This is a genomic window from Aldersonia sp. NBC_00410 (assembly GCF_026342035.1).
GTDB lineage: Bacteria > Actinomycetota > Actinomycetes > Mycobacteriales > Mycobacteriaceae > Aldersonia.
This window is the reverse complement of the sequence record NZ_JAPENM010000002.1, coordinates 16282-41102: the sequence shown is the minus strand read 5'-3', so window position 1 is coordinate 41102 and position 24821 is coordinate 16282. Positions and strand designations below refer to the sequence as shown.

Below are 24821 nucleotides of genomic sequence, written 5' to 3'. Positions count from 1 at the left end.
CGGCGCGTGGGCGGATGCTCAACCCCAGTGCACGCGGATTTGGCCGCCAACCCGACTGATTCGGCTGTCTGTGCGTGTACGCGGCGGAAATCCCTCTTCCTCTTGGCATGAACACCCACACGCCTCCCAAACCTTCCACGCCCGCGTTCGGGCACCAGAAGTTCGACCAACCCGATACCTGACGTCAATCGTGGCGGGAGTTGACCCGCACCCGACGTGGCACGCGAACGCTAGGCCCGAATCGCCAAGCCACCACTAACCTTGGCAGTGCAACTCGCATAGGTAGTGCGATCGGCAAAGCCGGGCAGGCCCACAACAATCCCTCAGTGGGACGAACCACTCGCTGGCATAGGCGCCTCAGGCCGGGGCCTCGGAGTGCAAACCCCGGGCGATCTCGTCGAGTAGTTCGTCGACGTCATCTTCATCGCTACCGGGATAGTTGTCGACAAAATGTTGAAGACGTTGCCGCTGAACGGCCAACAGACGTTCGGCTTCGCGCTGGCCCGCCGGTGTGATGACCGCCAGGCCATTGCCGATGGCGATCATCCCGCGCTGCTGTAACTGCTGCGCGGTCTCCTCGACGACCCGGAGCGGCGTCTGGGAAACCTCGGCCATCAGACCGATGTCGCGAGTGCCCTCTTCGGCTACCCGGCTGACCATCCAGGCCTCGCCACGCGTCAGCGAGCTGTCGGCCTGATCGACCACCAATTCCCAAGCCCGAAGCTTGTCTTCGCGGCCGAGGGCCCGCCAGATCAGAAGCCGCAACTCCTCCAACGATGTTCGCTCACCGGACAGACCGAACGATGCCCCGATATCGGGCATTTTCGTGACATCGCGCAACGGGATCTCGGGCAACAGCCAGGCCAGGACAAATGCCAGTGCTCCGATGGGGACGGCCACGATGAACACGGTCCCGAACGCGTCGACGAAACCACTCAGGAACCACTCCTGCACAACAGGTGGGCAGGTCGGGAGCCCGGCCGACGAGGCTTGCAGGATCTGCGAAGAACATCGTCCCACTGCCCCGTCGGGCACGTTGCCCGACAGGTTCGATTCCAGTTGAGAATTGAACACCGCACCGAATACGGCCACACCCACCGATGCGCCGATCGTGCGGAAGAAGGTCGCACCGCTGGTTCCGGTTCCGAGGTCGCGGAACTCGACGGCGTTCTGGACCGCGAGAACCAGAACCTGCATCACCATCCCCAGCCCGCTACCGAGAACGAAAAGATACAGGTAGATGGTCAGATCTGCGGTCGAACGATCCATCGTCGACAACAAGAACAGACCGACGGTGAAGATCGCGGTGCCCACAATCGGGAATACCTTGTAGCGTCCGGTCCGGCTGATGAGCTGGCCACTGCCGATCGAGGTGATCAACAAACCCGCCATCATGGGGATCATGGTCAGGCCCGACTCGGTGGCCGTCGTCCCCCGCACCGTCTGCAAGAACAGCGGCAGGAACGTGATGGCCCCGAACATCGCGAACCCGACAACAAAGCCAACGGCTGCGGCAACGGCGAACACCCGGTTGGCGAACAACCGCAGCGGCATCACCGGCTCCGGCACGCGTCGTTCCACCATGACGAACGCAACAACGCACACCACACCGATGACGATCAGTGCGAGCACCCGACCAGAAGTCCAACCCCACAGTCCACCAAAGCTTGTCACCAACACGATGGATGTGGCAGCAGATGCGAGTAGCAGCACACCCACGTAATCGATCATGGGTTTGACCTGGGCCGTGGTGGTCGGCAGCACCAGAATCACCGCGACCAGGGCAACCGCCCCGATCGGCAGGTTGACATAGAAGACCCACCGCCAGTTGAGGCTGTCGACCAAGAATCCGCCGAGCAACGGCCCTGCGACACTCGCCAGCCCGAACACTGCACCGAAAAGCCCCTGATAGCGACCGCGTTCACGTGCGGGAACGACGTCGCCGATGATGGCCTGCGCCAACACCATCAGGCCACCCGCGCCCACCCCCTGCAATGCACGGAAGCCGATCAATGTCGCCATCGACCCGGCCAGGCCACACAGTGCCGAACCGACCAGGAAGATCACCACACTCGCGATGAACAGCGGCTTGCGCCCAAACAGGTCGCCGAGCTTGCCCCAGAGCGGCGTGGTCACCGTCGTGGCGAGCATGTACGACGTGACCACCCACGTCAGATGGTCGGCTCCCCCGAGATCGTTGACGATCGTCGGCAGCGCCGTCGCCACGATCGTCTGATCGAGTGCCGCCAGGAACATCGCCAGCATCAGGCCACCGAAGATGGCGTAGATCTTCCGCTTCTCCAGTTCGACCGCAGGCGCACCCGGACCAGAAGTCTTGCCTTCGGTCATCGCCCGGTCCCGTCTCGTCGGCCTCGCGTTGCAGCTAGAGTCTCCCACCGAGTCGATCAGTTTGCGGAGAGAACGAGCTTGGGACGCGGTGTCGGACGGCCCCGGCCCCAAAGATCTCGGATTCTCGAGGCAACCCTGTCCCGTTGAACCATCTCGAGTTTTGAACCATCCGAGTTCCATGCACACTCGGGATTCTGTGAGCCGACCGCTTGGCTGTCGTCCAATTGATCGTAGTATTCGGCTTCTGCTTCCGCGGGTGGGATGCGTCCGAGGCGGTGCATGAGGCGCTGCTGGTTGTACCAGGCGACGTAGTCGGCGGTGATGAGTTCGACGTCGGCAAGGTTGCGCAGCGGGCCGCGTCGAAACGGTGAGTCTGCACGAATGCACTCGTTCTTGTAGAGCCCGATGGTCGTCTGGCGAGCGCGTTATCGTAGGCATCGCCGACAGTTCCGATCGAGGGGTCGCAGACCAGACAGGGACAGTGTTTCGCCGAAATATATTGAGTGTATTGAGATCCGGCATCCGAGTGGTGGATTGCGCCGTCGATCCGGTGGCCTTGCCGGGCACGCAGCGCAGCGGCTTGGCGGATCGCGGATTCCACGAACGGGTCTGCTTCGCCGCCGCGGTTTCCCAGCCGATGATCGCGCCGGCGTAGGCGTCGATGACGAACGCGACATAGACGAATACGCCGGTGACGAGTTTTGAAATAGGTGAAGTCGGCGACGACCAACGCCAGCGTCCGACAGGTGTCGCGACGTGCCATCGTATGCAAGGGCCTGCAAGGTACCCGGTCCGACGCCGGGTTCGGTGAGCCAGATCGAGCCGACCTTCGCAGCCGCGCCGTCGCGGGCAGGTAGCGCTGGCGCTGCTCGTCGGATAGCTCATTGTCGCGCTGACAACGAAGCAACGGGTCACGCTCACCGGGCTCCCTGGCACCGGCACCGGCACCGATCTTGTGGGTCGAGCAGCGCTGGGTCAATGCCGTTTTCGCGCGCGCACATGCTTGATGAGCAACAATGGGTACCCGATGACCGATGACGCCGAACGACAGCTCGCCGCACGGATGGCAGAGCTGGCCCGCCAAGTCGCCGCACCGAGCAGCGTTGAGGCGGTGCTATCTGGTGTCACCGAGACCGCGCTCGAGATCATTCCTGGGGTCGACGCCGCTGGCGTGCTGTTGATAGCCAAGGACGGCAAATTTGAAACCCATGCCGGCACCGCGGAGATTATGCACGAGCTGGACAGTTTGCAAGACGCATTCGGCGAAGGGCCATGTGCAGAAGCGGCGGTCGACGAGCTGATCGTGCGCACGGAAGACTTTCTGGTCGAACAGCGATGGCCCCGGTTCTCGCGGGAGGCCGCGAAGAGGGGCGTCCGCAGCGGGTTGTCGTTCAAGCTGTACACCGGCACGAACACTGCCGGCGCCTTGAATCTGTTCGCGTTCGAGCCGAGCGTGTTCGACTCACAGGCCGAGGCGACGGGTTCGGTGCTTGCGGCGCATGCCGCCGCAGCGATCCTGGCAAGCCGACGCGGCGAGCATTTGGAGTCGGCCTTGGCCTCCCGCGACGTGATCGGACAGGCCAAGGGGATCATCATGGAGCGCTTCAAGGTGGATGCGGTCCGCGCCTTCGAATTGCTGCGTGAGCTGTCTCAGACCGGCAACACCAAGCTGGTGAAGGTCGCGCAGGGCGTGGTCGACACGGCCCGCGAGTAGCGCCGCCGCTTCAATCTGGGCCAGTCCGATCCAAGCCGCGGAGGGCTCGCGGCCGCAGCCCGACTTGTTGCTGTCGTTGTGGGCGATGGCGGCACGAACAGGCTCGAGTTCGCAAGAGGGGGGAACCCACGGGTATACTTCAACCGGTTGGTACTCCAATACAGCGGTATCAATGACAGTCCGGCGGTCTAACAGCATGCCGTGAGCTTCAGCTCGACACCGGATTCCTACGATCAGCCAGTCGTTCGACCCGTGCTTCCCAGCGATGACTGGGGCCGCGCCTTTTTGAACGCGCCTGACCAAATCCCTCTCCATGGACGCCGCAGCCTTCGCTGAGTTGCGCGCCGTGATGACGCCTGCGGCGACATGCCTAGACGGCACCACAAGGAGTTACTGCATGACCACCAATAATCCTGCTGCCACCCGTCGCGCCGACGCACCGACCACGCCCGGCGTTGCGAACGCACACCCCACCCGAGTCGCCACCCGGCGCGGTGAGGAGACGAAGGCTTTCTACAAGACAACCGAATTCATCGTCTTCATTGTCGCCACCATTGGGGTGCTGCTTGCCTCCTACTTGGTTCGGTCAACCGACGCGCACGACGACTACTTCCTCGCCGATAAGGCATGGCTGTATATCGTGGTTCTCAGCGTTGGCTACATGGTGAGCCGCGGGCTGGCGAAGGCCGGCAATCGGCCCAACGACGCCTAATCGATGCCACGGGGAGGTCGGGACCGTCGTGCGGCCGACCTCTCCGTGGCATCCGCCACCAAAGCCAGCAAAGAAGACGTGGTCCAAGCCACTGCTCGGCCCACACACTCGCGAACAACCCCCACGTTGGCGGCACATGACATCAACCGCACATCTCGCTGTTCGAGCCCAATGATGCTGTGGCTCGGCTCAATCCTGCGCTGCCACGCGCAGCCACGATGGACGAGTCCCGCGAATTCGGTTCTGCAGCCCGGTCGTTTCGCTGAGCAGGACAAGCCCGCAGATCGAGATCACCCACGAACGCCTAGCCCGCCGGCCATCCCAGGAGGTCTCGGGATGATGTACACGACTGGTCACGCAAGGCGACGCGCGTTTGCAGCTACCGAATGGGAGCACGGTAATACCCGTCGAAGTCGCCAACCCCACACGAAAACTCTGCTTGCACAGAGTGTTCGCGTGCCGCAGCCCCGCACTGCAGAACACCCCGCAAGTCATATTCAGTTTTGTTCCATCGACGGATGGGCTTGGACAACCGGTTGGGTCGTCCGGGCTCACCCAGCCCGCCTTTGGCCCCAATCAAGAACGCGTCGATCCATCGAGGAAGGTAGAACCGTCGTGACGGACATCCATATCCCCAGTCCTTTGCGGTTACCGGTACATCGCGGCACCGGCCATGCCGGTAGCGACTCCACGATCGGCAGGACACCGGGAAACGGCTCGGCCGGAATTCGCGGCGCAACAAGCAGAGCGAACGAGCTCGAGGTCGGCGTCACTTGGCATGACGATCTCGTCGTTGTCGGTGTCAGCGGAATACTCGACATGGTGTCGGCACCCCAGCTGGCCGATTCGATTCAGAACTCTCTGGAGAACGCGCCGGCCGTCGTCATCGTGGATCTGACCGGTGTCGAGTTCCTCGCTTCGGCCGGCATGACGGTACTTCTCACCGCGCACCAGCACATCGGCGAATCTGCACAGTTCGCGGTCGTTGCAGACGGACCTGCCGTCGGACGACCGCTACACCTGGTCGGTGTCGATAAGCTTCTGACGATCCACACAACCCTCGCTGCAGCACTAGAAGCCTCCACGGTGAAGTGATACGTCCAAGTCGACCGGCAAATACATCGGTTCGAGCAAGCGGCAACGCATCGACTCAGTTAGCGCGCAAGTTCGCACCATGAAGTGGTGCGCTGACATGCGTGGCGCGGCCCGCGGCAAGGTCAAACGCACTAACCCGGATCTTCCATGGGATCTCGGTGGTGGGGCGCAACGCTACTGAGTCGCTTCGATCCTGCCGACTGCTAGAACCTCACGGTGAGATGTTGTTGAGCCAATCGACGAACGCCCAGAAGTAGGTCACGAGCGGCATGGTGCACCACAAGAGGTTCAGGACGATGAACTTAATCCAGGTTTCCACTGGGCTCGTCATACTTTCCATATTGTTCGCGATCTCCACACCGAAGTAGACCGCTGGCAGCGTGACCTCAACGATCATCCCCGCCATGATCAAGGAGAGTTGAGTGTTGGTGAACCGTCTGCCATTTCGAAAGAACTGCACCAGTGCGTACGCCTCGAAGAAGCCGACGAAGAGGGCGATCCACTCCATGACGACGATGAGCGGATCTCCGTTCAGATATCGGGCGTCGCCTCCTAATAGAACGGGTGACCACATGTACGTCCAGAACGACCCGTTCTCGACGCCCTCCTTGATCTGGTCGAAGAACAGGAGCCACGGCAGTTCCCAGATGAATCGTGGAATCAGGGCGATGAAGACCCAGACAATGACCATCGCGCCGAGCCGCTCCGACTTGGTGTGGTCACGGCGGCCTGGAAGCGGTAACCACGGCAGGGCGAGCGCCACCAAGAAACAACAGACGACGAGGGCGACCAGGGTGGTGGACGCGACGGTGTGGGATACCCCAACCCGGTGCTCGAGATACCAAAATGCCGCATTGAGCGCAAAGAAGAACGCCAGCACGGCGAACAGTGCCTTTTGCAATGACGAGAATCCGCGCCTCGCCGACGAATCCCGCTTGTCGTCGCGGCGAATGGTTTCTGTCATGGATCAAACCTCCACCGAGGGTAGGGCACGCGATTGCGTTGCGTGAGCCGTGCGCCGCCCCGGCTTGACCATGCTCGAGCATGTCGATTTATGGCGCAGCGGTAGGTCGGCTCCACATCGCGTAGCATGGCACACGCCATGTTTTGTCTGCAAGGGGTTGCTGCGGTGCCGCAGGTGATGTTGGCTGCTGAGTCGACGGTGGGCGACTATCGCAGGTGCCATAAAGTGATGCGGATGATGCACCACGGTGAGTTGGGCGGCCTGCGGTGGTGACCGCACGCAGACGTCCCGACCGTCCAGTGACCGGCAGGCAAGAGCGCGGGGACCGGACCCGTGAACTCTTGATCGACGAGACGGTTCGGTGCATTCGTGAAGAAGGCTTTTCCGCTGCGAGTGCGCGGCACATCATCGAACGGGCCGGCGTGAGTTGGGGTGTCATCCAGCATCATTTCGGCGACCGTGATGGTCTGTTGCTGGCGGTGATCGAAGACGCTGTTGACCGCTTGGTGGGTTCGCTCGAAGCGTTGTCCGATCCTGCGCATGAAATGAACACCGATGAGTTGGTGCGGGCCACGTGGGAGGCATTCGCCAATCCAAAGGCGATGGCCGGGTTGGAGATTCTCATTGCGGCGAAGGGGTTGCGTGCCGGACTCGATACGAGGCACTTGGAGCGTCTCGGTGCTGCTCTTGCGGGCTTGAACGAGCGATTGGATACCGGCGACGACCACGCGCATGCCGCCGCATTGAGTATGCTGCTGTGGACCACCCCGGTCGCCATGATGATCGCCGAGATGTTCGCAACGCTTCCCCTCGCGGTGGGTGAGGCGCAGAAAGCAATTGCCAATCTGATTGATCAGCACCGCTGAGCGGCGCGTGTGCCATGGGAACGATGGACCCGAATCACCAAGCCGCCAATAACTTGACTGTGCCCTCAGCTATCGGTGTCATCCTCGTGGAGTCAGTTTCGGCCTTGCTCCTGGCGGCATTTGTCTCCTCGTCGCCGCCGGATTTCGCGTCACCCTCGAAGTCGCGCGGTACTCGCGCAATATCTCGAGCGACGTCGTCGTCGAGATCGAGCCCAGAGCAGATCGAACTCCTGCGGCGGCCGTTGACCGAGCCCGTCGTCGACTTCGCGGGCCGCTTCGACCGGGCCGCCCGCCTCGCCGACGGATTCATCTTCTTCGGCGCCTTGGGGCATCGATTCGGCCGTCGACTCGTGGAAGTCGGTGCGGGAACGACTCGATGGGCTCGACACGTCGGCGGAGGAATTCGGCGCGGAATACGTTGCGCTCACCCAGGGCTGGTCCAGTTGGTCCAGCTGGAGGAGGGTGAGGCTGGTCTGACCTGGCAGTTCCGAAATCACTTGGGGTTGTGTCCATTCGATTCGCATCAAAGGTGCAGGTCAACGACCGAACCGGGGTGGACGCTGGGCGCGGCTACCAATTCGGACTCCGATGACGTTCCGCTTGGTGACTCCACTGGCACCCGAATCGCTTGGCATCGAGTGCCGTTCGCGATGCGCCGAGCGAGCGGCGGGCGAGAGGATCTGGGCGGTCCGCTCTTATAGACCATCCGCGCGCCGTGTGGCTTATGGCGTCGTTGGCTCGTCGGCGCTTCCTGACGTGCATCATCTTCAGGTTCACCGCGGCGCTGACCGGCGCGGCGTACACGGACTCGCCCTTGCCCGGCTTCGACGGACTACTGCCCGGCACAAGCCGAGTACTGCGCCGACCAGGCCGCTACCGCGGGGAATTTCATGACCTTCATGATCGGCTCGGGCCAGATGCGGCGCTAGCCAAGGGAAGCGCGAATGCGCCCGTTGGCCAGTTGCCCCAGCCGACGGGCGCATTCGTGTATCCGCAGCTCAACTGCAGGGCGCCGGAGCGATGCCGTTGAAACGGTCGATAATCCACGATGCGGCCGCCGGTATGTTGGCGAACTCCGGGATACCGTGACCGGTGGCGGTGCTCGGGAGGATCGGTGGCAGCTCAATGTTGTTGAGCGTGACCGGTACTCCTCGTTCGCACCACGTGTGTGCGAGGTCGCGCACACGGGAGTTGGGTACCACGTCGTCATTGACGTTGGAGGTGAGCAGCACCGGTGCGGTGGGGGTCAGGTTTCCGACGGCCTGTTCCTCGATGATGCGTCGCCCAATCGGGTCGTTCGTAATCGCAGCGCCGAGTGGTTCGCCAGTCTTCGTCCACTGCGTGGTGTGCTGGAACGAGTAGTTCAGCAGAGTTTCCCCGACGCACTGATTCGCGGTGTTGCGCATCATGGCTCGGCCCGCGTCGTTGAGGACGCGGTCGAGCACCGGTCCGATCTCGGGATTGGTGCGTAGGGCACCGTTGAGGAAGTAGCCGACAGCCCCGATGAGCGTGCTTCCTTCGCCCCGGGCCAGAGTGTCGGCGAGCGCCACCGGCGGGGCACCCGCATACGTGCCCTGCACATTCAACTCGGGCGCATAGGTTGGCTGTAGCTCCGCCGCCGCCGCAACGGCATGGCCGCCCTGGGAGTAGCCCCAGAACCCGACCGGCCCCGATGTGCTCAGCGAGGTTCCCGGGAGCCGCTGGGCGGCTCGCGCGGCGTCGATGACCGCACGCGCCGAGTAGCCGCGGTTGATGTAGGGGTGCGGCCCCGGGGTACCGAGGCCGACATAGTCGGTGAAAACGACGGCGATCCCCTGCGCGAGCAGGTAATCGACAGCCAGTTGCTCGTAGGCCACCGACAAGTCGAACGGCGGTCGGTAGTGCAGCAGCGATTGCATCGCGATGGATGGCGCGCACTGGCGACCTGCGCCGATCGTTCCCGATGCCAGCGAGACCAGGGGGCGCGGCCCGCGGCCCTGCCAAGCAGTGCTTGGCTCGAAGTAGGTGCCGGACACGGGGATTGGACGACCGTCGTCATCGACGCTGCGATACATGATGCGCCGAGCCGAACCGGGGATTGCTCCCGTCGCCGTAGGGATCGACAGGATCGGTGTGAAGGCCTGTTCGCGAATCACATCGCCGGCAGCGTTGCCCGGCAATACCGCGGGCGGATCGTAAAAGGACCCCCACGGGCCGGACGGAGCGGGCACCTCGGGTGGGCTCGCCGAGGCGTGTGGCGTGGCGAATCCGCTGATCAACACACCGAAGGTCGTCGCAAGCACTGCCGACCAGGTCCGCACACCGCATTGCATCCGGTTCACTCCATCCCCCACGGCAGTGTCCGAGAAGTGGTCCAGGACACACCTGACGTCGCGTGACCCACATTACAGACAGCGCGTGTCTGAAAGTCAAGGGTGGTTTGACGGTCGTCGGGCAAGATTGAGCCGTGACTTCCCGGACGCCTCCGCACGCATCGACCGTGCGTGGCCGTCCGCGAGACCCCGGGATCGAGGCCCGGGTATTCGCTGCGGTGCAGACCGTCTACTGGGAGACCGGATGGTCGGGCTTCACCATCGACGCGGTGGCGAAGACTGCCGGGGTGGGCCGCGCGGCGATCTATCGCCGATGGCCCACCAAGATCGAACTGCTGATCGGGGCACTCGAGCAGGTGACGCCGCTGCACGACCCGATCGACACCGGCACCCTGCGTGGTGATCTGAAGGAACTGACGCGGCAACTGCTGTCCGGCTATCAGTCCCAGTCCGGATTGGTTGCATTACGGGTCGCGCTCGACGCGCGAGTCTTTCCCGAGCTTCTCGAGCCGCTCACGCAGACCATCAGCGTCAGCCGCTTCGCGACTACCCGCGATATCGTGCGACGTGGAATCGACCGCGGTGAATTGCCCGCCGCTAGCAACGTCACCATGCTGTTGGAAATGCTGACGGGGGCGGCCCTGAGCCACATCCTCTTTTCGCACGAGGCGGCCGGTCCACCAGCCGCCGACGCCGACTATGTCACGCGCCTGGTGAATCTGGTTCTCGCGGGGCCGGATTCCGCCTCCGAAATCTAGCGGACCGATCCTCAGTGCTGGGCGTGTGCCCGGTCCGGCCGCGGCACGCGGTGTCACGGCATCCGGTGCCACCCGATCACGGTTCTGGTCGAGTGTCCATGTGGCCAATATCCGGCCAACGGATCGGGCGTACCGGTCCAGTTGGTCCAACTGGAGCAGGTGCGCCCGGTCTGACCTGGTAGTTCCGAAATCTCCTGGGGTTGTGTCCATTTCACACGCGGAAGGTCGCTGGTTCGATCCCAGCCGGGACCACACACCAAAACTGCAGGCCAAAGTATGTTTTGAAATGCGATTCTGCGTTTCAGATAGCCGTATCCCGCGCCTCCATCCGGCCAAAATGTGGCCAAGCGCTTTTCCGCTCGCGTGGCGGGAGGTCACGAACTTCTGCACGGCGTCCCGATTCGCATCATAGGTGCAGGTCAGCGCCCGAACCGGGGTAGACGCTGGCCACGGCTCCCCATTGCGCCTCCGATGACGTTCCGCTTGGTGATTCCATTCGCACCCACGAGCGCGGCATCGAGTGCCGGCTACCGGCGACTCCCGCCGGTCACGACTGCGACGCGACTATCGAGTTCGGTCACCTGTTCGCGGCTGATTTGAGGTCGAGTGCGACGTCGGTGATGAGGTCTTCTTGTCCGCCGACGAGGCCGCGTTGCCCTACGGCCAGGAGGATGTCGCGCGTGTCGATTCCGTATTCGGCGGAGGCGGTTTCGGCATGACGCAGGAAGCTCGAGTAGACGCCGGCGTAGCCGAGGGTCAGGGTCTCGCGGTCGACCTGGACGGGCCGGTCCTGCAGCGGCCGGATGATGTCGTCGGCGGCGTCCTCGAGTGCGAAGAGGTCGCAGTTGTGTTTCCAGCCGTGTAGATCGGCGACGGCGATGAACGGCTCGATGGGGCAGTTGCCGGCGCCTGCGCCATGTCCGGCGAGGGAAGCATCGATACGCGTCGCACCGGATTCGGCGGCGACGACGGAGTTGGCGACGGCGAGCGAGAGGTTTTGGTGGGCGTGGATGCCGATCTGAGTGCCCTCGTCGAGGATGTCGCGGTAGGCGGTGACGCGTTGGCGGACGTCGTTCATGGTCAGTCGGCCGCCGGAGTCGGTGACGTACACACAGTGGGCACCATAGGTTTCCATGAGTTTGGCTTGTTTCGCGAGTTCGGCGGGTTCGGCCATGTGCGACATCATCAAGAATCCGGAGACGTCCATGCCGAATTCGCGTGCGGTGCTGATGTGTTGGGCCGAAACGTCGGCTTCGGTGCAGTGGGTGGCCACGCGGACGGAGGTGACACCCAGTGCGTGCGCATGTTCGAGTTCGGCGACGGTGCCGATCCCGGGGAGTAGCAGGGTGGTCAGTCGTGCGCGGTGGACGACGCTGGCGGCGGCTTCGATCCATTCCCAGTCGGTGTTGCTGCCGGGGCCGTAGGTGAGGCTGTGGCCGGCGAGTCCGTCGCCGTGGGAGACCTCGATGGCGTCGACGCCGGCACGGTCGAGTGCGGCGGCGACGCCGGCCACGTTGGCGGGGGTGATGTGGTGCCGGGTGGCGTGCATGCCGTCGCGCAGGGTGACGTCTTGGATGTAGAGGGCGACGCCGTCGTCGGCGGTGCGGGCTGGCGTGGTCATCGTGCCATCTCCAATGTTATTTTTTCGGCGATGGTTTCGGCGACTTGAAGCGCTGCCGAGGTCATGATGTCGAGGTTGCCGGCGTAGGCGGGCAGGTAGTGTGCGGCGCCTTCGACTTCGAGGAAAACTGAGACCTTCCACAGCGGACCGGGAACGGGGTCGTCCCCGATCAGGGTGGCGAGGTTGCCGTCGACCTTGCTGAACTGGACGTCGTGCTTGAGCCGGTATCCGGGTACGTAGGCCGACACTGTGGCGATCATCTGCTGCACGGATTCGCGGATGGCGTCCTGGTCGGGTGCGCTGACGAGTGCGAGCACGGTATCGCGCATGATCAGTGGGGGATCGGCGGGGTTGAGCACGATGATGGCTTTTCCGCGGGCCGCGCCGCCGACCTTTTCGATGGCCTTGGCCGTGGTTTCGGTGAATTCGTCGATGTTTGCGCGGGTGCCGGGCCCGGCCGATTTGGAGGCGATCGACGCCACGATTTCGGCGTAGTGCACGGCGGTGACGCGCGAGATGGCGGCGACTATCGGGATGGTGGCCTGTCCTCCACAGGTGACCATGTTGATGTCGGGCGCGGCCAGATGTTGGTCGAGGTTGACCGCGGGCACGACGTAGGGACCGAGTGCGGCCGGCGTCAGGTCGATCAGGTGTTTGTCGAAGGGCCGCAACGCTTCTGCGTTCGCAATATGTGCTTGGGCGGATGTGGAATCGAAGATGATCGCGATGTCGGCGAAGTCGGGGTGGTCGATCAGGCCATGGACGCCGTTGCTGACGGTGTCGATGCCGAGTCGTCGTGCTCGGGCGAGTCCGTCGGAGGCGGGGTCGATTCCGACGAGGACGGCGATTTCGAGGTGTTTGGCGACACGCTCGAGTTTGATGACGAGGTCGGTTCCGATGTTTCCGGAGCCGATGACGGCAACTTTCGTTCTGGGCATGGCGGTGTCTTTCTGATCTCAGGCGGTGAACGACGCGCGGACGTCGCCGACCCCGGTGATGGTGGCGGTGTAGGTGGCGCCGCGGGCGACGGGCACCATCGGTCCGAGTGCGCCGGAGAGGACGACGTCACCGGCATGCAGTGGCGAACCGTAGGACAGGCTGGTGTTGGCCAACCAGGCCAGGGCGTGCCAGGGGCTGCCGAGGCAGTCCGATCCGACACCACGCGAGATTTCGGTGCCGTTCTGGGTCATGGTCATTTCGATGGTGGCCAGGTCCGGTGTGTCGATGCGGGCGATCGAGTCGCCGAGTACGTAGAGGCCCGAGGAGGCGTTGTCGGCCACGGTGTCGGCGAGGCTGATGTTCCAGGCCTCGATGCGGCTGTCGACGATCTCGAAGGACGCGACGACCCGGTCGACGTAGTCCGGACCGGTGTCCGCGGTGATGGGTGCGGTGATGTCGCGGGCGAGGACGAACGCGATCTCGGCTTCGATACGTGGCTGGAGCAGTCGTGCGTGTCGGATCCGGGCGTCGTTGCTGCAGTCCATGTCTGCGAAAAGCACGCCGAAGTCGGGTTGGTCGACGCCGAGTTGTTGTTGCACCGCGGGTGAGGTGAGGCCGATCTTGCGGCCGACGATGCGGCGGCCGGCATCGACCGCGGCGGTGACGTTGTGGGTTTGCACGCGGTAGGCGGTGTCGATGTCGCGGGGATCGATCAGATCGATGACTGGCGGACAGGGCAACCCCGTGTGGGCGGCGGTCGCGAGGCGGTCGGCCGCGTCGATGACGATCGCGGATTCCGCTGCTCGGGTGGTGGTCATCTGTTGGTCCTTCCGGTGGCGGGCAGGGTCATTCGGCGAGGAACGCCAGCACGACTTTGTTGAAGTGCTCGGCTTGTTCCCACTGCGGCCAGTGCCCGGCGCCGGTGATCAGTTCGAATCGGCCGCCCGGGATCTTTTCGGCCATGTCCATGCCGGCACCGGCGGGCCCGGAGGGGTCGTTGCTGGTCCAGATGACCAACGCTTCGTTCGGAACGGCGGCGAGTTCGGCGTCGGTGATCCGGTTGCGCAGTCTGATGTCGTGGTCTTGCAGGCACAGAATGTGTCGCATGGAGTCGGCGAACCCGGGCTGGGAGTAGATTCCTCGGCGAATTTCGACGAGTTCGTCTGTGACGCTGGCATTGTCGGCCATCAGCCATTCCAGTCGTGCGCGGATCTGTTCGGGGCTGGGATCGTCGGCGGCGGCTTGGGACAGGCCGCGGATCTTCTCCATGACTTCGGGGGTGGACATGGTGCCGCCGGGGGTGTTGAGCACGAGCTTCCCGACCCGATCGGGGTGTGCGGCGGCGAATTTGACGGCCACCCAGCCGCCGAGTGATTCGCCGTTGAGATGAGCTTTGTCGATGCCGAGTGTGTCGAGCAGGCCGAGCAGGTGCGCGACGTAGTCGTCGAGTTCGAGGTCGGACTCGGCGTGGGTGGTGTAGCCGTGGCCGGGGTAGTCGAACGCGACAACTCGGTGCTGTGCGGCGAAGTCGGCGAAGTTGCGGGTGTAGGCCTCGAGGTGACCGCCGGTGCCGGGCATCAGCACGACTGTGTCCGGTCCTGTTCCGGCTTCGAGGATGCGGGTGTTCCAGCGGCCGACCTGGACGTGGCGGACGGTGTGGTCGAGTCCGGGGAACGATGTCCACACCGAGGGGGCGTGAGTCATGGTGGTTCCTTTCGAAACTGGTGCGGGTACGCCGTGATCCGCGGCTATGCGGGCAGCGCGGTGGTGACGGCGAAGCCGGCGATCCACTCGGGTATGGGGCGGTAGTAGCTCGACCGGACCCGGTAGGGCCCGTGGGCGGCGAGTGCTGCGTAGGCGGCGATCCAGGTCCGCACTTCGTGCGAGGAGTGCCCGGCTTGTTCGACGAACCAGTCCGTGGTCCAGGAATCGATCTGGTCGAGGTCGCCGGAGGCCAGTACCGCGAGCAGGTTGCGGTCCCAGTCGGGATTCAGGGGTTGGATCGTGGCGACACCCGCGGCGAAGTCGCGTCCGGCGTCGATGACACGTTGTTCGCGGCCTGCGCGTTGCTCGGGTGAGGGATCTCGACCGGCGATGAGCGTTTCACGGACCTGGGGTGGTGCGGTGTCGAGGCGAGGTACCGGTGGATCGTGGGACAGTCCGCCGGATCCGACGAGCAGCACCCGGCGATCCAACGCTGTCGCGGCCTGTCCAACCGCGTTGCCGAGCAGTCGGATCCGGCTGACCGGACCCAGCGGCTCACCGACGGAGTTGATGAAGATCGGCACGGTCGGCAGTGCCGTAATCGACCCGGTCAGCAGTTCCAACGCTTGGGCGAACCCGTGATCGACGTGCATCCGCTCGGAGAACGCGGTGTCCACGCCGGCGGCGAGTACGGTCCGCGCGATCTGGTAGGCGGCGTCTCGGTCGACGTCGAGCGGTCCGGCTTGGGTGCCCCAGTCACCGACCGACTGTGCAGCTGCGCCGATGCAGAACGGTGGCAGCAGGTCGTAGAAGACACCGTTGTAGTGATCGGGGGCGAAGATGACGACCAGATCCGGTGCGAAGTCGGCAATGAAGGTCCGGGCATCGGCGAAAGCGGCGTCGACCTCGGCCACGATGGCCGCGTCCGGGTCGTTTCGACCCATCAGTGGCGAATGCGACATGGTGCACAGTGCGACAGGCATTCTCAGCTCCCTCCGTCCGCGACCGCAGTGTCGGCGGGTGTGGCAAGAACCCCGGTCAGCGCAGTCTGGAGGTGCTCGAAGGCGTCGTTGTCGTCCCAGGTCGCTGGGCTGTGCCGCCAGGCGATGTATCCGTCGGGACGCACCAGTAGGGCGCCGGCTTCGTGGATCTCGCGGATCTGTTGCCAGCTGCGGTACGGGTCCTCGGTGCCTTTTGCGCCGATCACCACGGTGCGCAGAAACGGCAGGTCGAGTTTGTGTGCGGCGTTGACCCATGCGGTGCCGGCCAGACCGGTGATGAGCGTGTACTTCCCCTTGCCGGTGACGTCGAGGGTGGAGGTGCGGAGACCGTTGCTGTCGACCAACCAGGTGTGCGGCAGTTTCGCGCCCGGGCGGGTGGTGGCCTGTAGGTAGAGTTGGCGGTCCCGTTCCCACTCCTCCTGTCCTGCAGTGGGATCGGAGATGACCGCACCGGACTCGTAGCGCTGGTTCAGTTCGACGCCTTGGGCGTTGAATTCATAGTTCTTCAATTCCAGTGCACGACCGAGCGCTTCACGCACCTCGACGCCCTGGGGACTCGGATCGCGGAGCTTCTCGAGGCCGGCCGCGACGGGGTCGGCGGCCCCTTCGGTTCGGAAGCATTCGTTGATCGGTCCGTAGTCCACGCGAGATTGGTTGGCGCGTGCCACGATCTGGCGTCCGACCGGTTGGCGTTCGAGCGAGTACGACTCGAGCATCGCGGGGTCGGCGTAGCCCTTCACCACGAAGGCGAGTTTCCAGGCGAGGTTGAACGCGTCCTGGACGGAGGTGTTGGAGCCGAGGCCGCTGCTGGGTGGATGACGGTGCACGGCGTCGCCGCCGCAGAACACGCGCCCCTTCGAGTAGTGCGTTGCGCAGGCTTGGTTGACCTGCCACGTCGAGGTGGCTTCGATGTCGATCTCGAGGTCGGGGTCACCGACCAGGGTGCGGATCTTGGCCGTGATCTCGGCCGGGTCGAAGTCCGGGTCGCCGTCGGCCAGGTCGTAGCCCCAGCCGGCGATCCATTTGTTCCATGGCCGAATAGCGCGCAGCAGACCCATACCGATCTCGCCGAAGCTGCTGCCCGGGGCCATGATCCAGTGCAAAATGCTCGGCCGGTGTTGGACATATCGGCCCAGGTCGGCGTTGAAGAGAACATACGCGGTAGCGGCCCGCCCCATTGTTCCCTCGATTTCCAGACCGATGTCTTCGGCGATCTGGGAACGTGCCCCGTCGGCTCCGACCAGGTATTTGGCTCTGATCGTGTAGTCGCGGTTGAGGAGGTGATCACGGACGGTGACGGTGACACCGGTGTCGTCCTGAGTGTGGGAGAGGTATTCGGTGTTGAAGGTGTAGGTCGCGCCACGTGCGACGGCGTTCTTGAAGATCACCGGTTCGAGGTAGAGCTGCGGGATGTCGAGAAGTCCGCAGGGGCTGCCCTTGATGTAGTCCCCGACGCGGTCGTCGCCGGTGCCCCAGGTGCGGACCCGGGCGATCTCGTCGCCTGCCAGGCTGGTGGTGAACAGAGTGTCGCCCATCAACTCCCACGGGGTGGCGTACTTCTTGGCCTCCTCCTCGATGCCGAGGTCGCGCAGCACCTCCACGGCGCGCTGGTTGGTGATGTGCGCGCGGGGGGTATTGGCCAGCCAGTTCCATCTGCTGACGAGGTGGACCCGAACTCCGTAGGTGGCCAGGGCCAGGGCCGCGGTGGATCCGGTGGGTCCGGTTCCGACGACGAGTACGTCGGTGTCGAAGTCATTCATGGTTGTGTCGCTTCACTTGTCGATTGCGGGACGCTGATGAAGTTGGTGAAGCCGCCGTGCCGCGCGGGCAGGCTGTCGAGTGCTTCGTTGATTCTTTCCAGCGGGAACGTGTGGTGTTCGAACACCGACAGGTTCAGGACGCCGGCGCCGGCGAGGTCGGCCATGTCCTGGGCTTCCCCGGTCGAGAACCACAGGCTGCCCAGCAGCGAGATCTGCGAGCACATCATCGAGAACAAATCGACTTGGGGGCGCTCCATCATGCCGCCGATGTCGACGGCTATTCCGCCGCGCCGCAGCGTGGAGATCGCTTCGAGCATCGACTCGGCGGGAGCGCCGGGGCCGAGCGCGTCGATCACGATATCGACCCCCGCACCATCGTTATGTTCGTGCACCCAGCCGCGCAGATCGCCTGTGAGCGTGGACTTGACGTCGATGCGGTCGGGTGCGATCGCCTTGACGTCGGCGAGCAGTGCTTCGTCTCGTCCGGTGCCGAAGATGTGGGTGACGCCGAGACTGAGCGCGATCAGGCAGGCCCCGAGGCCCAGTGTTCCGGATATGCCGTCGATCAGGACGGTCGAACCGGGACCGGCGCCGGCTTTGCGCAGTGCCGAGAACGCTGTGCCGAGGTAACCGAACCGGGCACCTTCCTCGAAGCTGACCGTGTCGGGCAGTTTGACCAGGTTGCGTTGTGGTGCGGTCAGGTACTCCCCGAGGCCGCCGTAGGGGTAGGCGTCGAAGAGTTTCTGGCCGCCGGCGCCGAAGGCGAAGTAGCCCATGAAGGTGTAGCTGTCGCAGTTCTGGTCTGCCCCTTGCCGGCAGGCGCGGCACGAGCCGCAGGACAGGCCGGGGTTGACATAGACCCGGTCGCCGACCCGGATATCGGCGACCTGGCTTCCGACATCGGTGACCACGCCGGCGCTGTCGAGTCCGAACACCGCCGGCAGCTTGGGCAACGGCAGGTAGGGAAACCACTCGGCGTAGGTGGCGAGAACGTTCTTCAGGTTCGGTACGACGTTGCAGGCCTTGACTTGTACGACGACGTCGGTGGGGCCCGGGCTGGGGATCGGGAGGTATTCGAGTCGCATGGGCTCGTCGATGTTGTGCAGGCGAGCGGTGAGCATGGACTGCATCGGTGAAGCTCCTAGGTGATCGGCACGGGCCGAAAGTCGCTGTGGGGGAGGGACACAGGTGCGACGCCGCAGTGATGCGTTGCCGCACGAACCTCGGTTATGTGGGACCGCCGGTGGTGACGGAATTCGAGGTGAGTGCGTGGGTGACGTCGTCGATGGTGGAGATATCGGCGAGAAGTCCGAGCGATTCGATGCTGGCGTCGTGGGCGGCGGGGCTGGCCGCGCAGCAGGCATCGGCGACGATCACCGTGTGATAGCCGAGGTCGCTGGCGACGCGGGCGGTTCCCTCGACGGAGAAGTTGGTCGCGACGCCCGCGAAGGCGAGGCTGGTGATTGCCCTGCTCCGCAGCGCCTCGTCGAGTCCGCTGCCGGCGAATCCGCCGACGCGTTGGTGGTCGATGACGAGATCACCGTCGTGCGGTGTGAGGGGTTCGACGATCTCGGTGAGCGGGCTTCCCTGCTTGAGGCAGCCGGACTGTTGGACGACGCCCAGAATCGGGGAGTTGACCTGCAGGTCGGAGAAGTCCGGTTTCCATGCGACACGGGTGTAGACGACAGTCCCGCCGGCGTTTCTGAATGTGTCTGCAAGCGTGGCGATCTTGGCGATCACATCGCGCTCGACGACCTGCTGGTAGAAGAAGTCGGCGAAGGCGCCGTCGGGGCCCACGACGTCGCCCTGGCAGTGGATGATCATCAGTGCAGTGGTGCGGGGATCGAGTTCCATGGCGTATTCCTTTGCGGTGAAGCCGATTTGGTTGGTTCAGTTGTGGGCGAGAATGGAGTGACCGATGTTGTCGATGTCGCGTTGCGCGGTGAATGGGTTGGACAGAAACACCTGCAGAATGTCGACGCCGGCCTCGCGCATCAGGGCCGCTTTCTCTCGCAGCTGTCCGGGAGAGCCGTAGAGGCACCAGTAGTCGACGAGTTCTTTGGTGATGATCGGGCGGTGCTTGGGGTCGAGGCCGCGCAGATACTTCGCCCACACGTCGAGGTAATGCGGTTGATTTTCAGCAGTGGGGTCGCCCAGGTACTGCTGCGCGGCGAGGATCGATGCGTCCACGATTGCGTCACCGAGCTGGTCGCGGTGATCGTTCATCAACCCGGAGTTGGTGATACAGGAGGAGATCGGGCCGGAGCCGAAGCCGTTGGTGACGCCGTCTTCCCAGGTCTCGCCGTTCTCGAGCTGGTAGAACCAGGACAGTGACACCAGCTTCACCGAACCCGGTGCCCGGCCTGCATCGGCGACAGCTTTGTCGAGTTTGCTGCGGATCAGTTTGATCATGTCGGTGTTGGGTCCGAGGCAGTAGACGATCGCGTCGGCGTATTTCACGGCCTCGGCCAATCCGCGCGGGCCGCCTGCGGCAACCCAGATCGGGATGTAGTCCTTCACGTTGAGGAAGCCGCTGTCCTTGTCGAGGAATTCGACCTCGCGCTCCTGGCCCAGCCATTTGTGCACTACTCGGCGCCCAGCCATCAGTTCGCGTGACACCTCGATTGTGTGCATGAGTTCGGAGATCTTCGCCGGGCGGTTGCCCATCGAGCGCAACGCGTTGTTCGCCGTTCCGATGCCCAGAAACGTTCGTCCGGGTGCGAGCGCGTTGAGGGTCGCCATCGAGTTCGCGGTCACCGGTCCGATCCGTGTCAGCGGATTGGTGACCATCGTGCCCAGGTTGATCGTGCTGGTCTGGGCCGCGGCAAGGGCGAGGAATTGGTAGGGATCGCTGAACAGCAGCGGTCCTTCGCCCACCCCGAAGTGGGTGATGCCCAGGTCTTCGGCCCGCTTGACCATGGGAACCTGATCGATCTTGGCGCAGGTTCCGATGCTGAATTCCATAGCTTCTCCTCGTAGACCGCCGCGAATCTCGTCGCGGCCCATCGGCGGCAATCGCTATCGCGGGTGTTGGCGCTGCCAGCACATGCGCGGGAGAGGTACTCCCCGCCTGGAACGGTAGAATGCTAGCGTGCTAGTACACCATAACTCGCAGTGACCCAGACCACAAGTACTAGAATGCAAGTACTAGAATGCAAGTAGAAACGGCTACGGGAGGGGTCAAGAAATGACTGGTCGACGCGTTGGGTCGATCCTGCGATGACGACTGCGAATAGTTGGCCGTTGGACGCGGCGAGCGGCCCCGCAGCAGCACTTGCCGGTGCGCGCCTGTCCGGAGCTCGCCTGTCGACCGCGCTGTACGACACCCTCAAAGGGCGGTTGCTCGAGGGCAAATACGGAGCGGGGGAAAAGATTGTCGTCGAGACCGTTCGCCAGGAATTCGGTGTCAGCAAGCAGCCGGTGATGGACGCCCTGCGGCGCCTGTCCAGCGACAAACTCGTGGAGATCATCCCGCAGGTCGGCTGCCAGGTGGCCAGCTACAGCACCCAAGAGGTCGAGGACTTCTTCACCCTCTTCGGCGGCTTCGAAGGCACCATCGCCGGCGTCGCTGCGCTGCGGCGTACCGACCAGCAACTACTCGAGCTGGACATGATCTCCGCACGCGTCGACGGTCTGCTCAAATCCGAAGATCCGGCCCTGCGTGCCCACGGGTACCGCATCCATAACCGCGAATTTCACGCTGCGATACACACAATGGCGCACTCCCGGATCATGGCGGAAACCAGCCACCGGATGTGGGACCTATCGGACTTCCTGATCAACACCACTGGCGTGGTAAACCCGCTGTCGGGTGCACTCGGAGAACGGCAACACGACCACCATCGGATCACCGAGGCGTTGCGAGCCCAAGACGAAGAGGCAGCCCGTAAGGCAATGGAACAACACATCGTCGGCACCATCTCGGTGATACGTGCTGAATCCGCCGGGCCCGCTTAGGAGGCGAGGCCGGTCAGAGTGCGGGCGTCGGTCTGCCGGGGTGTGATTTTCGACGACGACCGCGCAGTTGCGCGTCGCGGCAACGTCCCGAATCGCCTCGAAGGGAGACGGCGGGTGGCGGCCCGTCATCACGGTCGAGCGAATGTGGATATCCAGGCGTGTCGCCTCCGTGACGCCCGAGTGCAGCGGGAGAATCGTGGAATCGGTCTTGCTGCCGCGACAGGGGAGGAGAGTGCGAGGTCCCAAGAATGTCGAGCTGGTATATCAGCTCGGACAGGCGACGGATCACCGGTCGCCCCCGCGCAACCCACGGCACCGCCGATGACCGACGGTCGCGTGAGCAGATCGCGGCTTGGTGGTCGCACCTACCCGTAGTTCGACCCCACCCGACCCCGCGTCTGCGCCCGCTCGGCGCGGATCACAGCGGTGACGGCGTTGATCAGCGCGAGGTGCGTGAATGCCTGCGGGAAGTTTCCCAGGTGCCGGCCGCTGTGCGGGTCGATCTCCTCGGCGTAGAGTTGTAGGCTGCTCGACGCCGCCAGGAGTTTGCCGCACAGCGTTCGCGCCCTTGATAATTCGCCGATCGCGACGAGGGCCGAGACCAGCCAAAACGAACAGATGGTGAATGTGCCCTCGTCTCCGGAGAGTCCGTCCTCGGTCTCGTCGACGCGGTAGCGCAGAACCATGTCGTCGACTGTGAGCTCGTCGGCGATCGCGAGCACCGTGTTGCGGACGCGCTCGTCGGTCGACGGCAGGAACCCCACGAGCGGGATGAGCAGCACCGACGCGTCGAGCGCCTTCGTGTCGTAATGCTGGGTGAACACGCCGCGTTCGTCGACCGCGTTGGCGAGCACGTCGGCGCGAATCTCCTCGGCCGCCGCGCGCCACCTTGCCGACAACGCGTCCTTGCCGCGCACCCCGGCGATGCGCGCGCCGGCGTCGGCGGCCATCCAGCAGGCCACCTTCGAGAAGGTGAAGTGCTGTGGCCCCGAGCGTACCTCCCAGATACCCTGATCTGGTTCGCGCCAGTGGTCGAGTGCGCGCTCCACCTGGGTCTGCACGATCCGCCACAGCCGGTCCTCGACCCGATGGTGTGGACCGGTGTGTAGATCGATCGCGCGCACCATCGCACCCCAGACGTCGTGCTGACGTTGGCTGTACGCGGCGTTGCCGACCCGCACGGGACGTGCGTCCTCGTACCCGGTGAGGTGGTCGAGCGTCGATTCGGCGAGCACCCGTTCGCCGTCGACGCCGTACATCAGTTGCAGGTCGCCGCCCTCGGCCTCCGCGACGTCGGCGACGAAGCGGAAGAAGTCGTTGGCCTCCCAGTCGAAACCGAGTGAGTTCAGGGCCCACAGGGTGCCCGCGGTGTCGCGTACCCAGGTGTAGCGGTAGTCCCAGTTGCGTTCCCCGCCCGGGGTTTCCGGCAACGATGTGGTCGCGGCTGCCACGACCGCACCGGTGGGGGCGAACGTGAGGCCCTTGAGGGTCAGCGCGCTGCGCTGCAGGTACCCACGCCAGCGATGGTCGGGGAAGTCGCCGCGGTCGAGCCAGTGCTGCCAGTGATGACATGTCCAGCGCAACCGGTCCGTCGCCTCGTGGAGGGTCGTCGGCGGAGCGTGCTCGCTCCACGACAACGCGACGAACCGGTGCTGGCCCTCCTTGAGCAGCGTGCGGGCGGTTGCCGTCGTCGCCTCGAATCCGATGTTGAGGTCGGTGGTCAGGCGAAGTTGTTGGTCGACCCCGCTCGCCGTCGCGACCGCCTCGTGGTATCCGTCGCCGCTGTAGGACCACTGCGGCGGCACCCGGCCGTAGTCGAAGGCGGGCGTGCAGTCGACGTTCACTTGCACCTGGCCGTTCACGCAGCGGATCACGCGGAGCAGCACGTGCGCCGCGTCGTAATCGGTTGGGGCGCGCCGATGCGAGTGCGACCGTTCGTGCTCGTGATGCCAGGGCCCGATCAGCAGGGCGTCGGTGACGACCAGCCAACCGCCCGGTGTCCACCAACTCGTCTCCGCGACGAGGGTGCCGGGGATGTAGCGCCGGGCAGCGGGGACGTGCACGCCGGCCGGGGCGATCCGGAACCGGCCGGCGTCGCGGTCCAGGATGGCACCGAACACGCTGGGCGAATCCATCCGCGGCAGGCACAGCCACTCGACGCCCCCGTCGGGAGCGACCAGGGCGGTGGTCTCGCAGTCGGACAGAAAAGCAAAGTCGTCGATCGGTGGGAAATGACTCGCGCCCGCGTCGATTTGCTGCGCCACATGGTCCACGGTGCGCCCGATCGGGGTGCGAGTCAACGCCCGTGGGCTCTGACCGAAAGCGCTGTGGCCGGTGCGCGCCGTCCGACGATCGGCGTGTTCATCTCGCGGGTGCCCTCGTAACTGTAGATCGCCCGCCCTCACCTCGGAATCTCCGCAGCCCAGGATCATCACGGAGCCTGAAATACCCGAGTATTCCGACAAGATCGCGAGAATTCGTCGACGACGTCCGACCGACAAGATCGGCGAGAACCTACATCGGTTGTACTTGTGTAGGTTCCACACCTCGTGTCGGCTGCCGGATTTGGTGTGGGTGGCGTGTCGGTTGTCCAAGTTTCGTGTCGGTACGAATCCCTACCCAGACAGTCCCCGCAGGTCACGCGTTGGCGGGTCGATTTGCTATTCCACGCGCTCGGCTTGGTTAGCCTGCGGTGTTCTCTTCCACGCGGAATCCGATCTTCACTGTCACCTGGTAGTGCGCGATGGCTCCGTTCTCGACGTGGCCCCGGGTTTCGACGACCTGGAACCATTCAACGTTCCGCAGAGTTTCGTTGGCACGCGCGATGGCATTCCGAATTGCCGCATCGGCGCTGTCGTGAGACGAACCGACAACCTCAACGACTCGGTATACGTGATCACTCATGGAGATTCCTTTCGGTCGTGACTACTTGGAGTTCTGGATGTTCGAGCTCGCGACCTCACATCGCATGCCCATCTAGGTGTCGGGTCTGCTGCACGTCGTTGTGACAGCCTGTCACCTATTCGTGCAGCAGAACCAGGTGGTGCAAGGTAGAGGTATCGGGGTTTC

At 64.1% G+C, this 24821-nt stretch carries 19 protein-coding genes, 1 tRNA gene and 2 pseudogenes; 7 read left to right on the top strand and 15 right to left on the bottom strand.

Annotated elements, in window-relative coordinates:
- Positions 1-357: 357 nt before the first annotated feature.
- Both OG921_RS03885 and OG921_RS03880 read right to left on the bottom strand, forming a co-directional pair.
- On the bottom strand, positions 358-2349 hold the full coding sequence (locus OG921_RS03885) for an MDR family MFS transporter (RefSeq protein ID WP_266111086.1): 1992 nt from the start codon (positions 2347-2349) through the stop codon (positions 358-360).
- A 179-nt stretch (positions 2350-2528) separates the two neighbouring features.
- Positions 2529-3079 (bottom strand): annotated as a pseudogene (locus tag OG921_RS03880) (DDE-type integrase/transposase/recombinase); the annotation flags it as partial.
- 297 nt (positions 3080-3376) lie between these two features.
- Here OG921_RS03880 and OG921_RS03875 point away from each other — a divergent pair.
- The 3 genes from OG921_RS03875 to OG921_RS03865 all read left to right on the top strand — a co-directional run bounded on the left by OG921_RS03875 (position 3377) and on the right by OG921_RS03865 (position 5870).
- Positions 3377-4063, top strand: coding sequence for a GAF and ANTAR domain-containing protein (locus OG921_RS03875; protein WP_266111085.1), 687 nt, complete (start codon positions 3377-3379; stop codon positions 4061-4063).
- Positions 4064-4460: 397 nt separating this feature from the next.
- Positions 4461-4775 carry a hypothetical protein gene (locus tag OG921_RS03870; RefSeq protein ID WP_266111084.1) on the top strand — a complete coding sequence of 105 codons (315 nt, stop codon included), beginning with the start codon at positions 4461-4463 and terminating at the stop codon, positions 4773-4775.
- 615 nt (positions 4776-5390) lie between these two features.
- Positions 5391-5870: an STAS domain-containing protein gene (locus OG921_RS03865; protein WP_266111083.1), complete on the top strand. Its 480-nt coding sequence runs from the start codon at positions 5391-5393 to the stop codon at positions 5868-5870.
- 203 nt (positions 5871-6073) lie between these two features.
- Here the strand turns inward: OG921_RS03865 and OG921_RS03860 are convergent.
- Positions 6074-6834 (bottom strand): annotated as a pseudogene (locus OG921_RS03860) (hypothetical protein).
- A gap of 341 nt (positions 6835-7175) precedes the next feature.
- Here OG921_RS03860 and OG921_RS03855 point away from each other — a divergent pair.
- The gene (locus OG921_RS03855) at positions 7176-7700 is read left to right on the top strand and encodes a TetR/AcrR family transcriptional regulator (RefSeq protein WP_266111082.1); all 525 of its coding nucleotides are present in this window, start codon (positions 7176-7178) and stop codon (positions 7698-7700) included.
- Positions 7701-8698: 998 nt separating this feature from the next.
- On the opposite strand, the gene OG921_RS03850 is transcribed toward OG921_RS03855, so the two are convergent.
- Positions 8699-10033 carry a lipase family protein gene (locus tag OG921_RS03850; protein WP_266111081.1) on the bottom strand — a complete coding sequence of 445 codons (1335 nt, stop codon included), beginning with the start codon at positions 10031-10033 and terminating at the stop codon, positions 8699-8701.
- A gap of 113 nt (positions 10034-10146) precedes the next feature.
- Here OG921_RS03850 and OG921_RS03845 point away from each other — a divergent pair, with 113 nt between their 5' ends.
- Entirely contained in the window at positions 10147-10770 is a 624-nt protein-coding gene (locus tag OG921_RS03845) for a TetR/AcrR family transcriptional regulator (protein WP_323182673.1), read from the top strand.
- 134 nt (positions 10771-10904) lie between these two features.
- A tRNA-OTHER gene (locus OG921_RS03840) sits at positions 10905-11022 on the top strand.
- Between the two features lie 325 nt (positions 11023-11347).
- Here the strand turns inward: OG921_RS03840 and dmpG are convergent.
- The 9 genes from dmpG to OG921_RS03795 form a co-directional block, all read right to left on the bottom strand.
- Entirely contained in the window at positions 11348-12391 is a 1044-nt protein-coding gene (gene dmpG / locus OG921_RS03835; protein ID WP_266111080.1) for a 4-hydroxy-2-oxovalerate aldolase, read from the bottom strand.
- Positions 12388-13329: an acetaldehyde dehydrogenase (acetylating) gene (locus tag OG921_RS03830; RefSeq protein ID WP_266111079.1), complete on the bottom strand. Its 942-nt coding sequence runs from the start codon at positions 13327-13329 to the stop codon at positions 12388-12390. The genes dmpG and OG921_RS03830 overlap by 4 nt, the downstream gene beginning before the upstream one ends.
- Positions 13330-13347: 18 nt before the next feature.
- On the bottom strand, positions 13348-14148 hold the full coding sequence (locus OG921_RS03825) for a 2-keto-4-pentenoate hydratase (protein ID WP_266111078.1): 801 nt from the start codon (positions 14146-14148) through the stop codon (positions 13348-13350).
- 28 nt (positions 14149-14176) lie between these two features.
- A complete protein-coding gene (locus OG921_RS03820) occupies positions 14177-15034 on the bottom strand; it encodes an alpha/beta fold hydrolase (RefSeq protein ID WP_266111077.1) in 858 nt (285 codons plus the stop codon).
- Between the two features lie 44 nt (positions 15035-15078).
- Positions 15079-16017: a 3-carboxyethylcatechol 2,3-dioxygenase gene (locus OG921_RS03815; protein WP_266111076.1), complete on the bottom strand. Its 939-nt coding sequence runs from the start codon at positions 16015-16017 to the stop codon at positions 15079-15081.
- 2 nt (positions 16018-16019) lie between these two features.
- Positions 16020-17795 carry an FAD-dependent monooxygenase gene (locus tag OG921_RS03810; RefSeq protein ID WP_266111075.1) on the bottom strand — a complete coding sequence of 592 codons (1776 nt, stop codon included), beginning with the start codon at positions 17793-17795 and terminating at the stop codon, positions 16020-16022.
- A complete protein-coding gene (locus tag OG921_RS03805; RefSeq protein ID WP_266111074.1) occupies positions 17792-18925 on the bottom strand; it encodes an alcohol dehydrogenase catalytic domain-containing protein in 1134 nt (377 codons plus the stop codon). Before OG921_RS03805 ends, OG921_RS03810 begins: the two co-directional genes overlap by 4 nt.
- 97 nt (positions 18926-19022) lie before the next feature.
- Positions 19023-19649: a cysteine hydrolase family protein gene (locus OG921_RS03800; RefSeq protein ID WP_266111073.1), complete on the bottom strand. Its 627-nt coding sequence runs from the start codon at positions 19647-19649 to the stop codon at positions 19023-19025.
- A 36-nt stretch (positions 19650-19685) separates the two neighbouring features.
- A complete protein-coding gene (locus OG921_RS03795; protein WP_266111072.1) occupies positions 19686-20759 on the bottom strand; it encodes an LLM class flavin-dependent oxidoreductase in 1074 nt (357 codons plus the stop codon).
- A gap of 255 nt (positions 20760-21014) precedes the next feature.
- Here OG921_RS03795 and OG921_RS03790 point away from each other — a divergent pair, with 255 nt between their 5' ends.
- Positions 21015-21752 carry a GntR family transcriptional regulator gene (locus tag OG921_RS03790; protein ID WP_266111071.1) on the top strand — a complete coding sequence of 246 codons (738 nt, stop codon included), beginning with the start codon at positions 21015-21017 and terminating at the stop codon, positions 21750-21752.
- Positions 21753-22117: 365 nt separating this feature from the next.
- Here the strand turns inward: OG921_RS03790 and OG921_RS03785 are convergent, their stop codons facing one another.
- Together OG921_RS03785 and OG921_RS03780 are read right to left on the bottom strand one after the other, a co-directional pair.
- Positions 22118-24025, bottom strand: a complete 1908-nt coding sequence (locus tag OG921_RS03785) for a glycoside hydrolase family 15 protein (RefSeq protein WP_266111605.1) — start codon at positions 24023-24025, stop codon at positions 22118-22120.
- A gap of 409 nt (positions 24026-24434) precedes the next feature.
- Complete coding sequence (locus OG921_RS03780) at positions 24435-24656, bottom strand: dodecin (protein ID WP_266111070.1); 222 nt, start codon at positions 24654-24656, stop codon at positions 24435-24437.
- Positions 24657-24821 lie beyond the last annotated feature (165 nt).

What these genes read in the sequence shown, in the direction of transcription:
- OG921_RS03815 (WP_266111076.1), bottom strand. Translation starts at nt 16,017, where the DNA reads ATGCCTGTCGCACTGTGCACCATGTCGCATTCGCCACTGATGGGTCGA.
- OG921_RS03780 (WP_266111070.1), bottom strand. Translation starts at nt 24,656, where the DNA reads ATGAGTGATCACGTATACCGAGTCGTTGAGGTTGTCGGTTCGTCTCAC.
- OG921_RS03870 (WP_266111084.1), top strand. Translation starts at nt 4,461, where the DNA reads ATGACCACCAATAATCCTGCTGCCACCCGTCGCGCCGACGCACCGACC.
- OG921_RS03810 (WP_266111075.1), bottom strand. Translation starts at nt 17,795, where the DNA reads ATGAATGACTTCGACACCGACGTACTCGTCGTCGGAACCGGACCCACC.
- OG921_RS03820 (WP_266111077.1), bottom strand. Translation starts at nt 15,034, where the DNA reads ATGACTCACGCCCCCTCGGTGTGGACATCGTTCCCCGGACTCGACCAC.
- OG921_RS03825 (WP_266111078.1), bottom strand. Translation starts at nt 14,148, where the DNA reads ATGACCACCACCCGAGCAGCGGAATCCGCGATCGTCATCGACGCGGCC.
- OG921_RS03875 (WP_266111085.1), top strand. Translation starts at nt 3,377, where the DNA reads ATGACCGATGACGCCGAACGACAGCTCGCCGCACGGATGGCAGAGCTG.
- OG921_RS03805 (WP_266111074.1), bottom strand. Translation starts at nt 18,925, where the DNA reads ATGCAGTCCATGCTCACCGCTCGCCTGCACAACATCGACGAGCCCATG.
- OG921_RS03800 (WP_266111073.1), bottom strand. Translation starts at nt 19,649, where the DNA reads ATGGAACTCGATCCCCGCACCACTGCACTGATGATCATCCACTGCCAG.
- OG921_RS03795 (WP_266111072.1), bottom strand. Translation starts at nt 20,759, where the DNA reads ATGGAATTCAGCATCGGAACCTGCGCCAAGATCGATCAGGTTCCCATG.
- dmpG (WP_266111080.1), bottom strand. Translation starts at nt 12,391, where the DNA reads ATGACCACGCCAGCCCGCACCGCCGACGACGGCGTCGCCCTCTACATC.
- OG921_RS03885 (WP_266111086.1), bottom strand. Translation starts at nt 2,349, where the DNA reads ATGACCGAAGGCAAGACTTCTGGTCCGGGTGCGCCTGCGGTCGAACTG.
- OG921_RS03790 (WP_266111071.1), top strand. Translation starts at nt 21,015, where the DNA reads ATGACGACTGCGAATAGTTGGCCGTTGGACGCGGCGAGCGGCCCCGCA.
- OG921_RS03830 (WP_266111079.1), bottom strand. Translation starts at nt 13,329, where the DNA reads ATGCCCAGAACGAAAGTTGCCGTCATCGGCTCCGGAAACATCGGAACC.